The sequence below is a fragment of the Bacillus sp. FSL K6-1338 genome, assembly GCF_038006965.1.
Taxonomy (GTDB): domain Bacteria; phylum Bacillota; class Bacilli; order Bacillales; family Bacillaceae_G; genus Bacillus_A; species Bacillus_A thuringiensis_S.
The window spans coordinates 2,491,762-2,505,274 of sequence record NZ_JBBOWI010000001.1; the positions used below are offsets into that span (position 1 = coordinate 2,491,762).

Genomic DNA, 13,513 nt, shown 5'->3' on the forward strand with positions numbered 1-13,513 from the left:
AGACTACATACATGAACCATTTTTTATAATAAAAATAGAATCTTATAGAAGTTGCGAATGATAGGAGGCTTGAAATGGATATTCGTAAAATGAAATATTTCATAACGGTGGCAGAAGAATTAAACTTTAGTCGTGCAGCAGAGCGTCTTATGATGGCACAACCGCCTTTAAGTCAAGAAATTCGAAAATTGGAAGAAGAATTAGGAGTTCAACTTTTTCACCGGACAAAAAGGATGGTTGAGCTTACCGAGGCGGGGAAAGTCTTTTTAGAAGGTGCTAGGCAAACATTACTTCAAGTAGATAGAACGATTAAAGAAACACAGCTTGCAGATGAAGGGAAAATCGGGCATTTAATCATCGGTTTTGTCGATTCTACAGAAACAGTTATAGGCATATTAAAAACATTTCGAGAACGTTTTCCAAAAATTCAGCTCATATTACGTGAGATGACAACAGACCAACAAATAAAAGCGCTTTACGAAAAACAAATTCATATTGGATTTATTCGTTCGGAGCAAAATAATGAAATATTATCTTCTGAAGTTTGTTCTGAAGAGTGTTTAAAGTTGGTTTTGCATGAAAATCACCCTTTCGTTTCGTTACCTAATATTTCAATCAAATCATTAGTGGAGGAACCATTCATTTTATTTCCTCGTCATTTCGGTACAAATTTTTATGATTTAATTATTAGTTACTTTTGGAAATATGGGGTAAGTTTAAATATTGTTCAAGAAGCAGTTCAAATGCAAACGATTGTAAACTTAGTTGCAGCTGGAATGGGGATTTCTGTCGTTCCATCCTCGGTGGAAAGCTATAAAAAATCAGGAGTGATGTATAAAGATATTCTAGAAAATACACCGGAAATAAATTTATATGCTGGATGGAGGAAGGATGAAAAGTCTGTCGTGTTAAAGAACTTTTTAACAGTTGTTAGAGAGGTTTATATGACTTCCCACAGCCCATCTTTATAGGATGGGCTGTGGGAAGTTGGCAAGGGGTGTTTATTTATAGATAAAACTTACTCATGATTCAACCTGTTTTACTAGTATCATACTCAGCGAAACCTTTTAATACACTGTCAATCTGATCCATAATTTCAGGTTGCAATTTAACACTAGAAGCAATTACATTTTCTCTTATTTGTTCCGGATTTGAAGCACCAATAATTGCAGAAGAAACAGCTGGATTTTGTAATACCCAAGCAACTGCGAGTTGAGATAAGGTAAGGTTAATTTCTTGTGCGATAGGTTTAATTTCCTGGATAGCGGTAAGCACATCATCACTCATCCAACGTTGCACGAGTTTGTCAAAAAACAGTTTTCCAGCATCGGAGTTAGCACGCGATTGATTTGGTAATGGTTTACCAGGTTGATATTTTCCTGTAAGAATACCTTGTGCAAGTGGCGACCATACGATTTGGCCAAGTCCCTCACGTTGACATGTTGGAATCACATCAGTTTCAATAACTCGCCATAACATCGAATATTGAGGTTGGCTAGCGATAAATGGAATGTTCAATTCGCGTGCAAGTGCTGCACCACGGGTAATTTGTTCTGATGTCCATTCGCTTACGCCTAAATAGAGAACCTTACCTTGTCTTACAAGATCTGAGAAAGCTAACATTGTTTCCTCAAGAGGAGTTGTTATATCAAATCTATGTGCATAATAAATATCGATATAGTCTGTCTGTAATCGTTTTAACGATGCATTACAATTTTCTATAATATGTTTTCTTGATAATCCACGATCATTTTTTCCAGGACCGGTCGGATGGCATACTTTTGTACATAGTTCTATACTTTCTCGGCGTATACCTTGCAAAGATCGGCCAAGTACTTCCTCAGCTATCGTGTCCGAATAAACATCAGCAGTATCGAACGTTGTAATTCCAACATCTAGTGCGGCTTTTACACAATCATTTGCAGTATCTTCGTTTACTTTTCCACCATGGTTTATCCAGTTCCCGTATGCGATTTTACTTACTGTTAATCCACTGTTTCCTAGTTTACTAAATTCCATTGTAGAACCACCCCTTAAAAATGATACCTTTATTATAAGAACTGAAATTTAGTATGTATAATATATGATTTATGATGAATTTATATAAAATTTATATAAGAGGGAATGCTTACAATTTTATTGCTAGGGAAAGCTAAAGCAAGTAGTACAACAAATGTGGCTGATACTTGTTCGATATGAAGTGAAGAAATAATGAATAGACCTTAAAAGAAAGCAATCTTTTTTAGCAGCACAAATAATTGCATTTACTCATACAGTACTATTATGGTACAATATGGTTACTAATGAGGGAAAGGAATGATGGGTGGACGATGATTAACTAATCTTATTTTTAAATGTTGAAATTCAATAAATTTCAATTTCTAAAAAATAGGATTAGTCTGCCCGATTTCCATACAACGGTATTGCTATTTATGTTGCGTAATAGCTTATTTGGGTGTAAATATTTTAACGACTAATCCTGCCAAATTTATTTGGGAGGATTTTTTTATTCTCCCTTAATGAAAGGGATCGGTATTATGAAAGAACTATTAAAATTAAATGATGTTTATGTTGAAATAAAAGAAAATATGTTGTTAGAGAAAATGAATGTGACAGTAAAACAAGGAGATGTTATCGGATTAATTGGTAAAAACGGTGCTGGTAAATCAACGTTACTTCGATTAATAAATGGAAAGATTGAGCCTTCAAAAGGGATTGTTGAATGGCAGCAAATGAATATGACAACCGCATATGTTGAGCAAGAAATAGAATCTTTTATTAGTAACGATGTAATTGCAAAAGAAGCAGAACTGCTTGCGAAATGGGGCGTGCCAACGAACGATTTTCATACTTTAAGTGGTGGTGAAAAGTTAAAAATTCGATTAGCAAAAGGATTTGCTAAAAATCCTAATGTCTTAATATTAGACGAACCGACAAATCATTTAGATGAAATGAGTACGGAATTTCTCATTAAACAAATAAAAAATATGAAAGGTACAGTTATCATTGTATCGCATGATCGATATTTTTTAGATGTTGTCGCAACAAAAATATGGTCAATTGAGGACAAAAAATTAATTGACCATAGTGGTAATTATACAAGCTACATGAAAGCACGTGAGCAAAGAAGGAAGTCGCAGCAGCGAGAATATGAAAAGCAGCAAAAAAAGATAGAACAAGTAGAAACACATATAAAAGAATTAAGTTCATGGTCACAAAAGGCACACGCGCAGTCTACAAAACAAGAAAGTTTTAAAGAGTTTTATCGTGTAAAAGCGAAACGAATGGATGCGCAAGTGAAGTCAAAAAGAAAACGTCTCGAAAAAGAGCTGGAGAAAACGAAAGTAGAACGTGTGAAAGAAGAGTATTCAATTGAGTTCTCTATTCAAGCGAGTAAAAAAGTAGGAAAACGCTTTTTAGAAGTAAAGCAATTAAAAAAAGAATTTAATGGAAAAGCATTATTTGAAAACGTTAATTTTACAATTCAGCACGGTGAGAAAGTTGCAATTGTTGGACCAAACGGTAGCGGGAAAACAACATTACTGAAGATGATTATGGGAGCGGAAACTGCTGAAGGAGAAATATGGATTTCACCATCTGCAAACATCGGTTATTTAACACAAGAGGTTTTTGATTTGCCACTGGACAAAACGCCAGAAGATTTATTTTTTAAAGAGACGTTTGAAGAAAGAGGAAAAGTCCAAAATTTAATGAAACATTTAGGGTTCCAAGCTTCTCAATGGAAAGAGCCGATTGAGCATATGAGTATGGGAGAAAGAGTAAAATGTAAGCTAATGGCTTATATTTTAGATGAAAAAGATGTACTCATTTTAGATGAACCGACGAATCACTTGGATCTACCTTCACGTGAACAACTTGAAAATACATTAGCTGAGTATAACGGAACATTAATAATTGTTTCTCACGATCGATATTTTCTAGAGAAAACAACTAACATAAAACTCGTGTTTTTAAACAATACGATACAAAAGCAGCTAGAAGAACCTACTAAAACAAGAGATAATATTGAAGAGCTACGTTTAACGTTAGAAACAGAGAGACAAGAAGTATTAGGGAAATTAAGCTTTTTAACTTCTAACGACAAAGAATATAAAGAACTTGATGAACGATTTATAGAACTTACGAAGCAGATAAAGGCGTTATAACGTAAGTAAGGGGAATTAACATGGGAGAAGAGAGTTCAACTAAGTTATTTAGAATAGATTGTGGAGATATATACTTGCAAGGGTTTATGGTCAAAGATGCAGAAAGTATTTATAAAATAGCCAATCAACCGGAAATAGAAAAGTTTTTACCAGACTGGAAATCGACGAAAGAACAAAGGGTGGATTGGATTGCAAATTATGAAATACCAGCAAACAAAGCATTTCTTGAGGCAGTGAAAACTACGAATAACATAGATAATCATATGTTAAAGCTAGGAATATTTAAGGAAGCTACAAATGAATGCATTGGATGGTGCTGCACAGGCATGAAAGAAGAACTCCCTTCACCAAACAGAGAGATAATGTATGCTATCTCAAATAAACATCAAAATCATGGCTATGCTACAAAAGCGACTAAAGGCTTAATTGACTATTTGTTTAAAGAAACAAATTTAATTGTCCTTAACGCAATTACTTTAATTAACAATGTACCATCAAATAAAGTTATTAAAAAATGTGGGTTTACTTATTTGAGTGAACACAAGATAGCAAATCAACTATATAATCATTATGTATTGAGTAAATCTGAATGGATAAAAAATATTGTGCAGTAAAAGGAATTAATACGAAATCATAAAAAAGCTTAGAGCTAAAACTCTAAGCTTTTTTTTATTCATTTTATCCCGCATAGGTACCTTAATCTTTATCATTCACGAATGTTTACACATTTTAGTAATAAGTAAAAAAGGGGATATTAGCTTAACATTTAGTAAAAGATTTTTTGGGCTAAATACAAATGCAGTCTTATCCAAAACGAGATTTTGGGTCTTTATGAGCTTGCCTATTATTGTATTATCAGTAGTACCTGCCATGATGTCGTTCTTTGTATCAGGAAATATTAAATCAATTTTATTATTTATATGTTGGATAAACACATTCATTTCCGCCTCAGATATTTACAATTCGTTTTTGATTGCAATGAAACCGAAGCACTCATTTTTTTTGCAGAGGTTATTATAAAGTGAAATAGTATTTAATGGGTAACTCAAATATGCTTTAACTACATACAACAGTTAAAATATAATATTTGAAAGTAAAAAGACCGATAAAAATCGGTCTTTTCATATTAATAAAATAAAGATTAGAAAATAGCATTGTAATTCAAACCAATATGCAAATATTATAAGATAGATATGCTTTGTTTATAGATTGAAAATAGGTTTGTTATCAGTTTTTTTAGAAATCTTACAAGCATGTAAGATAAATGAAAGATGAATCAATATGAGCTGTAAGACAATTCATTTACACTCTATAGTGAGCGGTGGAAATGAAGGGAGAATATAAATGGAAATTTTGCAGGCAAATAGTATTAGTAAAGTATATAGAGGGAAAGTACCTTTTAAAGCATTAGTAGATATTGATTTATCAATTCAAGAAGGTGAATTTGTAGGAATTATGGGCCCGTCAGGTAGTGGGAAAACAACGTTATTAAATATGGTATCTACTATTGATTCTCCATCATCGGGAGAAATATTTATTAATGGTACAAATCCTTTCCAATTATCATCAGAAGAATTAGCGTTATTCCGCAGAAAACAATTAGGATTTGTTTTCCAATCATTTAATCTTCTTAGCACACTTACTGTAAAAGAAAACATCGTATTGCCGATGACTTTAGATGGTGTTTCTGTGCAAGATATGAACAAACGAGTGGAAGAGATTGCACAGAAATTAAACATTATAGATATATTGAGTAAAAGAACGTTTGAAATATCAGGGGGACAAGCTCAAAGAACAGCAATTGCTCGTGCGATCGTTCATAAGCCGCAATTGTTACTTGCAGATGAACCAACAGGGAATTTAGACTCTAAATCTTCAAATGATGTAATGGAGATGCTTGATACTCTAAATAAAGAAGAAAAAGCAACGATGATGTTAGTTACACATGATCCGTATGCAGCGAGCTTTTGCAGCCGAGTAATCTTTATTAAAGATGGTCAACTATATAACGAAATTTATTGTGGTGAAAGTAGGCAAACTTTTTATCAAAAGATTATGGATGTCCTTTCTTTGTTAGGAGGGAAAAGGCATGACTTTTCGTCAGTTCGCATTTAATAATATTTTTCGCAATAAGCGTACATATGCTGCCCATTTTTTAAGTAGTGCATTTTCTATTATGATTTTCTTTACGTATGCTCTTTTATTATTTCATCCTGATTTACAAGGTGAGTTGAAATCGACAAGTGCAACAATAAGTGCATTTGGTACATTGGGATTTTCAGTTTCGCAAGGATTGATTTTTGTATTTTCATTTTTCTTCATTCTATATTCAGTTAGTTCGTTTTTAAAAACGCGTAAGAAAGAATTTGGTATTTTAATGATGCAAGGTATGTCAATGAGACAGCTTAAGAAATTATTATTAATTGAAAATATGTTGATTGGACTTGGTTCAATTTGTATAGGGATTTTCATTGGACTCATATTTTCTAAACTAGTCTTATTGATAAGTGCAAGTGTATTAATGATTAATAATGGTTTACCTTTTTATATACCAGTGCAGGCTGTATTATTAACAGTTATTACATTTCTTTTCTTGTTTTTAATTGTTTCATTATTTACATTTAAAATGATAAAAGTAACGGAACTTGTGGAACTTATTCGAGCAGAGGAAAAGCCAAAACCTGAACCGAAATCTTCAGTTTTATTATCGATACTTTCTTTAATTAGTATAGGGTATGGATATTTTTCAGTATTTCGCTTCATACCAAGTACCAATTTTATTACGCTTGGAATAGGTGTGCTTCTAGTAATTATAGGAACGTACTTTTTATATACACAGTGTAGCGTGTATATACTGCACCTTGCTAAAAGGAGAGAATCTTTCTTTTTAAAGAGAACAAATATATTAACATTTTCTGAATTAATTTACCGTATGAAAGATAATGCAACGATGTTTTTTATAGTATCTATTGTTTCAGCAGTTGCATTTACAGCAATTGGTACAACGGCCGCAATTGGAAATAGGGATTTGGTAAGGATGACAAATCCGTATACATTTTTGTATGGAAGTTTTGAAAATGACAAAGTATTGAATAAAAATCTTTCTATTATAAAAAAACACCTTTCTGATGCTAATATTCCGTATCGAATGGCTTCATCTTCATATATATACACAGAAAATGGCGTAAATGTAATGAAGTTAAGTGAATACAACGATCTTGCTAAAGCACTAGGCTATCAACAAGAAACAATTGAAAAAGAAGATGAAATTTTATTAATTCCTGGAGTCGTATCACAAAAACAAGAATTTAAAAATGGCGAGTATAAAAAGAATATAGAAGTCATTCAAGGTGACTGGACAAAGACATTTCATGTGAAAAAAGCTGTAGAAAATTTAGTTTTACCACATGATTCTAGAACTATTTATATCGCTGTTCAAGATCAGGTATATGATGGAATACCTCTTACTAGTGACCCAGTTAATAAAGAAATTCCATATCGTACTTACGGATTTGTTGTAGATGATTGGATAAAAACGAAAGAGATTTCAAATCAATTAAAGAGTATATTCGATAAAAATCTTAGGGACAGAGATTTCTACTTTGAAGCTTTAACATTAAACTTGTTGGAAGCAAAGCAAAAGAATGGTTTATTACTTATGGTAAGTATTTTAGTTGGAATCGTCTTCTTTACATTCGCCGCTAGTTTTATTTATTTCCGATTATATACAGATTTGGATCGCGACCAACAGCAATATAAAATGATTTCGAAAATGGGATTAAGTAAAGGTGAGTTGAAAAAAGTTGTAACGAGGCAGTTATTATTAATGTTCTTTTTACCAATTTTCGTTGCAGTGATTCATACTGTAGTTGCTTATATAGCATTACAGCAATTAGTCGATTTTTCTATCATAAATAGCTCTATCGTTATTTTAATTTCATTTATATGTATACAAGTTTTATATTTCTTTATAACCCGTTGGCGTTACCTGCAAAAGCTTTATAAGGTTATGGAGCAATAGAATTTATTAGCTTGTAAGACTACACTAAAGTATGTGGAAAAATGAACTGTATGATGAAAGGAATCGTGATGAAAAGAATATTAACTATTTTTATGTTAACTATAATACTTTTAATAAGCTTTAGTGCATGTTCTAAAAAGGACAACTCATTTCCTGCAAACGGTGTATTAATTATTGGAGATGAAAATAATATTTCACCAATTATTAATCGTTATCAGGAAATTACGGAAGAAAATGAAGTGTTTTCTGTGAAAAAAGGGGAAGTTGGAAATGGAAATGTCTTAATTTTAAATGAATCTACAGCACAAGCATTGATTAAAGAAAAACTTTTTCGAAAACAAGATAATGGCTCCAATTATATTATAGATACGTTACCGAAATTCCCAAAAGAAGGGTCACTATTATTTACAAGTGAAGACGATAAGACTATGAAAAGTATTAAAATAGGAGGGGAAGAGATTCCTGTTACATACGATAGTGATGCCTGGATAGGTAACAATCGTAAATATTCAACGGAATGGTATATGATTGTAGCAAAAAATAGTGTGTATAAAGAAATAAAGGCAAATGAAATGAAAATGCATCTTCTTCATTTGAAAAAATCTCTAGGTGACGAAAAACCTAAAATGTCGACAGATAATACATTGGTTAATGAAAATGTTAAAGTAAAAAAACTAATTAAAGGTTTGGAAGGAAAAGTATCTTTCCAGTTTGTAACGATTGGAGAAAAATCATAAAAAAAGAGTTCGAGGTTGATAGAAACTTTATCACCCCCGAACTCTTTTTAGTTTGTAGACCAATCAAATATTATGCTTTACATTACTTCATTTAATCGAGTCTCGTTTGTTTCCTCAATCGCATTTGAATTTTGAACTGAATTATTTTGGGCTTCTTTTTCTTTACGAGCCTTTTGTAGCATTTCAAGGATGATCCATAAAGGAACACCTTTATCCTTTAACATCTTCCATAAATCTAATTCATTAAATTTATGCTCAGGCTGTTTCATTTCTTTTTCAGATGAACGAATATCAAACTTGATAGGATCATTTACTTTCTTACTTTCCAGTTTAGTAGAAGAGATAGTATTATGCTCAAGAGTAGATGGAGTTATTTTAGTAGGTTGAGATAATGTATGAATATTTGATCCGATTTGCATGCTTTTTCCTCCTTTTCAAGCAATGAGATTAGTTTTCTTATGGTTTTTAAATTTTTTTAACATGAGGAAACTATATCTAATTATAAATTCAAATAAACAGATTTACAAGTTGTATTGTAAAAAGTAAATGTTCACTTGAATTAATATTTATCAACAATTGTATATGTTTTCTATATATACAACGTATATAAAATACTTTACATTATGTTTAAGTTGTTAAAACATTGTGTTAATTTTTAGAAGAAAAATGTAAACGTTTTATTAGGGGGAGAAAGTATGGGGAAGTTATTTTTAAAAATATGTTTTTTCGCATTAGTGACCTTATGTTCATTCGTAGCGAAAATATCATATGCTGAAGAGAGGCAACCAAATAATTATCCTATCATATTGGTGAATGGATTTGCTGGATGGGGTAGAGAAGAAATGCTTGGCGTAAAGTATTGGGGTGGTGTTCATGATATACAGGAAGATTTGAAACGAAATGGTTATACGGTACATACCGCAGCTGTTGGACCTGTTTCTAGTAACTGGGATCGTGCATGTGAATTGTATGCGCAAATTAGCGGTGGCACAGTAGACTATGGTGCCTCGCATGCTGAGAAACATGGACATAATCGTTTTGGCAGAACTTATAGTGGTTTTACGCCGAATTGGAGTGAAACAAATAAAGTTCATTTAGTTGGGCATAGCATGGGTGGACAAACGATTAGAACATTAGTACAGCTATTAAAAGAAGGTAGTTTTGAAGAAAAGAATTATGCGAAAAATCACCCAGACACCAAAATATCACCACTATTTGAAGGCGGAAAATCATATGTTCATAGTGTTACAACATTAGCAACCCCTCACAACGGTACAACACTTGCGGATGGTAGTCTTCTGCTGCCGTTCGTTAAAGATTTACTCATTACAGCTGCGAGCTTTGGAGGAAACAATAATTTATCTTTATATGATTTTAAATTGGATCAATGGGGTATAAAGAAGATTGCTGGAGAGTCCTTTTTCCAATATAGTAATCGTATTCTAAATAGTTCACTTTGGAAAAATACAAAAGATATAAGTCAATGGGATTTAAGTACAGATGGTGCAAAGGAGTTAAATAATTGGGTAAAGACGCAACCGGATGTTTATTACTTATCTTATAGTGGACATGCATCACAAGCAGCACCTATTACAGGTTTACATTTGCCTCATATAACGATGAATAAAGTGTTGATGGGGAATGCATTTTTCTTAGGTTCTTATGCGAGATATGAAGAAAACCGTCCGTTAGTTGATACTTCTTGGTGGCAAAATGATGGTGTAGTAAATACCAATTCTATGATTGCACCAATTTCTAATGTTGCTGTAAATAATCATGAGTCATTACAGGTTGGAAAATGGAATCATATCGAAACGAAAGCGAATTGGGATCATCTCGACATGGTAGGATTAAGTGTTTCAGACTCGTTAGGTTTTTCTAGCATTCAAGAGTTTTATAGAACAATTGCTGAAAAGCTATCACGTTTACCGAAATAAGTAATAATAAAGCGCTCTCGATGGAATTCGAGAGCGCTTTATATTATATTGAAAGAGGGGTTTGGTAGAAAAATATGGGGGGATATTATGAAGATTCAAGTTGTATTATCAGGATACGGAACAGTAGGCAGAGAGTTTATAAAATTATTAAATGAAAAGTATTCATATATATATGAAACATATGGGATTCAATTAGTTGTAAGTGGCGTATTAGGAAGAAATATTGCAATACATAATGAAGACGGCTTATCTCTTCATCATTTATTGATGTATGGTGGCGGTACCGCTGCAATTGAAAAATATTTAGAGTATCATCCGAAGGAACGTGCAACAACTAGCATAAGTGGTACTGTATTGGTAGAATCAACAGTTACAAATCTTAAAGATGGAAATCCAGGGAAACAATATATGAAACAAGCGATTGAGAAACAGATGGATATAGTAGCAATTTCAAAAGGTGCACTCGTTACAAACTGGAGAGAAATAAATGAAGCAGCAAGAGGCGTAAATGTACGAATTCGATATAGCGGTGCAACAGCCGCTGCACTACCGACGCTAGATATCGGACAATTTAGTTTAGCCGGTTGCAGTATTGAAAAAATAGAAGGAATATTAAATGGAACAACTAATTATATTCTTACGAAAATGTATGAGGAAGATATGACATTTGAAGAAGCACTGAAAGAAGCGCAAAATAAAGGAATTGCTGAGACAAACCCTATATTAGATATAAGTGGTTCAGATAGTGCGTGTAAATTGTTACTTTTGACAAACAGCTTAATGGAAACAGAGAAAACACTTACTGATATACATATAAAAGGAATCGAGCACGTTACAAAACAGCAAATACAAAATGCTAAGGAACAACATAAAATTATTAAATTAATAGCATCAATATATAAGGATGAGGGTGGCAATGTGAATTTAAATGTTGAACCGTGCGAAATAGAAAAAGATCATCCGTTAGCAAAAGTAAATGGGACCGAAAAAGGAATTACGTTCTTTACAGATACGATGGGACAAGTTACTACAATTGGTGGGGCTTCTAATCCACGAGGCGCTGCAGCTGCAGCTTTAAAAGATGTAATTAACTTATATCGAAAAGACTTGTAAGACCGTACCGCCCTTTATAAAAAATACATATGTCGTGGACCTTTTGTGAATGAAATAAATATGCAAAAATGATTGCAGGGGGTAAGGAATTGTTTAAGGATTTTAAAGTTGTTAAAGATCGTCCCGTTTATATTCAATTGAAAGATTATTTGAAGAAGATGATTATGAAAGGGCACTTGCTCGGGAATCAAAAAATCCCATCAACAAGGGAACTAAGTGAATTACTAAGTGTGAGTAGAAACACTGTACTTGCTGCTTATGCAGATTTAGAGCAAGAAGGACTCATTTATGCAGTTAAAGGAAAAGGGAACTTTGTTGCGAAGGTAGATATATCTAACACTTCGTCTGTTGAAATAGATTGGAAAAATAAACTTAATACAGTGACCGCATTAGCGGATGAATTAGATTTAATGAAACATGGTGTTCGTTGGGAAAAGGGAATGATTGTTTTTAATAGTATAGCCCCGGATGAGAAGCTATTTGATGTTGAAAACTTCAAAAGAGCTTTTCTTACTCGTATGTCCATTGAAGGGGACATCGTATTGAACTACGGATATGCAAAGGGATATAAACCGTTAATGAATTATTTACTTCATTACATGGAAATGAAAGGTGTAGACATTTCGAATAAAGATATTCTAATTACAAATGGATTTACAGAAGGATTGGATATTGTACTTTCTTCTTTATCAAAAAAATCCGGTCGTGTCATTTGTGAGAATCCAACTCACCACGCTGCACTAAAGCTGTTCCGTTTACATGGACTTGAAGTTCATGGGATTGATATGAATGAGGATGGTATTGATACGAATGAAGTTGAAAAAAGCTTACGTGAAAAAGATTTTGATTTTGCTTATTTAATTCCTTCTTATCATAATCCAACCGGTATTGTTACGAGTTCAGAGAAAAGAACGGAATTGATGAGGTTATTCTCGAAATATAAGGTTCCTATTATAGAGGACGGATTTAATGAAGAATTACGTTATTCAGGTTCACATTTAGCTCCCTTATTAACTTTTGCTGGAGCTGGCAATAATGTGATTTATATTAGTAGCTTTTCAAAGGTACTTTTCCCTGGTTTACGTGTAGGTTGGATTATTGCAGATAAAGAGCTGATTCATTATTTAGAAAGCGTAAAAAGAGCAAGAACAATCCACACATCTACGTTAGATCAAGCGGTTCTATTTCAATATTTACATGAGGGATATTTTGAGAAATATTTAAAAAAGGCAAGATCGGTTTATAAGAAAAAATATGAGTTAGCTGTCGGCGCGTGTAATCAGTTCATTCCTTTCAAAAGAATGACTGGAGATGGTGGACTTCATTTATTTATAGAGCTAGAAGAGCATATGAATGCCCGCACACTTTTACAAAAGTGTTATGAGAAAGGCGTTACGTTTTCACCTGGAGATGTTTTTTACTCTGATGGAGAAGGGGCGAACACTTTCCGATTAGGGTTTTCGCGCTTGAAAGAAGAAGAAATAGTTCGGGGAATTAAAATAATTGGTGATACATTAAAAAATGAAATTTGGAGTTGAG

11 protein-coding genes and 1 pseudogene are annotated in these 13,513 nt (G+C 32.9%); 10 read left to right on the forward strand and 2 right to left on the reverse strand.

Annotation, left to right across the window (positions count from 1 at the left end):
- Positions 1-74 precede the first annotated feature (74 nt).
- Positions 75-971, forward strand: a complete 897-nt coding sequence (locus tag NZ044_RS12790; protein ID WP_000354655.1) for a LysR substrate-binding domain-containing protein — start codon at positions 75-77, stop codon at positions 969-971.
- Positions 972-1,029: 58 nt separating this feature from the next.
- Here NZ044_RS12790 and NZ044_RS12795 read toward each other — a convergent pair whose 3' ends face one another.
- Positions 1,030-2,019 carry an aldo/keto reductase family protein gene (locus NZ044_RS12795; protein ID WP_098506098.1) on the reverse strand — a complete coding sequence of 330 codons (990 nt, stop codon included), beginning with the start codon at positions 2,017-2,019 and terminating at the stop codon, positions 1,030-1,032.
- 518 nt (positions 2,020-2,537) lie between these two features.
- Here NZ044_RS12795 and abc-f point away from each other — a divergent pair.
- The 6 genes and pseudogenes from abc-f to NZ044_RS12825 all read left to right on the forward strand — a co-directional run bounded on the left by abc-f (position 2,538) and on the right by NZ044_RS12825 (position 8,924).
- On the forward strand, positions 2,538-4,166 hold the full coding sequence (abc-f, locus tag NZ044_RS12800; RefSeq protein ID WP_098506215.1) for a ribosomal protection-like ABC-F family protein: 1,629 nt from the start codon (positions 2,538-2,540) through the stop codon (positions 4,164-4,166).
- A gap of 20 nt (positions 4,167-4,186) precedes the next feature.
- Positions 4,187-4,780, forward strand: a complete 594-nt coding sequence (locus NZ044_RS12805; protein ID WP_000503550.1) for a GNAT family N-acetyltransferase — start codon at positions 4,187-4,189, stop codon at positions 4,778-4,780.
- A 55-nt stretch (positions 4,781-4,835) separates the two neighbouring features.
- Positions 4,836-5,196, forward strand: a pseudogene (locus tag NZ044_RS12810) (DUF3267 domain-containing protein); the annotation flags it as partial.
- Between the two features lie 314 nt (positions 5,197-5,510).
- A complete protein-coding gene (locus tag NZ044_RS12815) occupies positions 5,511-6,281 on the forward strand; it encodes an ABC transporter ATP-binding protein (RefSeq protein ID WP_000404444.1) in 771 nt (256 codons plus the stop codon).
- Positions 6,256-8,187 carry an ABC transporter permease gene (locus NZ044_RS12820; protein ID WP_000144146.1) on the forward strand — a complete coding sequence of 644 codons (1,932 nt, stop codon included), beginning with the start codon at positions 6,256-6,258 and terminating at the stop codon, positions 8,185-8,187. Before NZ044_RS12815 ends, NZ044_RS12820 begins: the two co-directional genes overlap by 26 nt.
- Before the next feature lie 53 nt (positions 8,188-8,240).
- Complete coding sequence (locus tag NZ044_RS12825) at positions 8,241-8,924, forward strand: lipoprotein BA_5634 family protein (RefSeq protein ID WP_231130553.1); 684 nt, start codon at positions 8,241-8,243, stop codon at positions 8,922-8,924.
- 77 nt (positions 8,925-9,001) lie between these two features.
- Here the strand turns inward: NZ044_RS12825 and NZ044_RS12830 are convergent, their stop codons facing one another.
- On the reverse strand, positions 9,002-9,343 hold the full coding sequence (locus tag NZ044_RS12830; RefSeq protein ID WP_001165517.1) for a DUF3914 domain-containing protein: 342 nt from the start codon (positions 9,341-9,343) through the stop codon (positions 9,002-9,004).
- A 276-nt stretch (positions 9,344-9,619) separates the two neighbouring features.
- On the opposite strand from NZ044_RS12830, the gene NZ044_RS12835 reads away from it, so the two are divergent.
- From NZ044_RS12835 to pdxR, 3 genes are all read left to right on the forward strand, one after another.
- Positions 9,620-10,861, forward strand: coding sequence for an esterase/lipase family protein (locus NZ044_RS12835; RefSeq protein ID WP_000517058.1), 1,242 nt, complete (start codon positions 9,620-9,622; stop codon positions 10,859-10,861).
- An 87-nt stretch (positions 10,862-10,948) separates the two neighbouring features.
- Positions 10,949-11,974: a homoserine dehydrogenase gene (locus tag NZ044_RS12840; protein ID WP_000701766.1), complete on the forward strand. Its 1,026-nt coding sequence runs from the start codon at positions 10,949-10,951 to the stop codon at positions 11,972-11,974.
- 89 nt (positions 11,975-12,063) lie between these two features.
- Positions 12,064-13,512, forward strand: coding sequence for a MocR-like pyridoxine biosynthesis transcription factor PdxR (gene pdxR, locus NZ044_RS12845; protein ID WP_000471637.1), 1,449 nt, complete (start codon positions 12,064-12,066; stop codon positions 13,510-13,512).
- Position 13,513 lies beyond the last annotated feature (1 nt).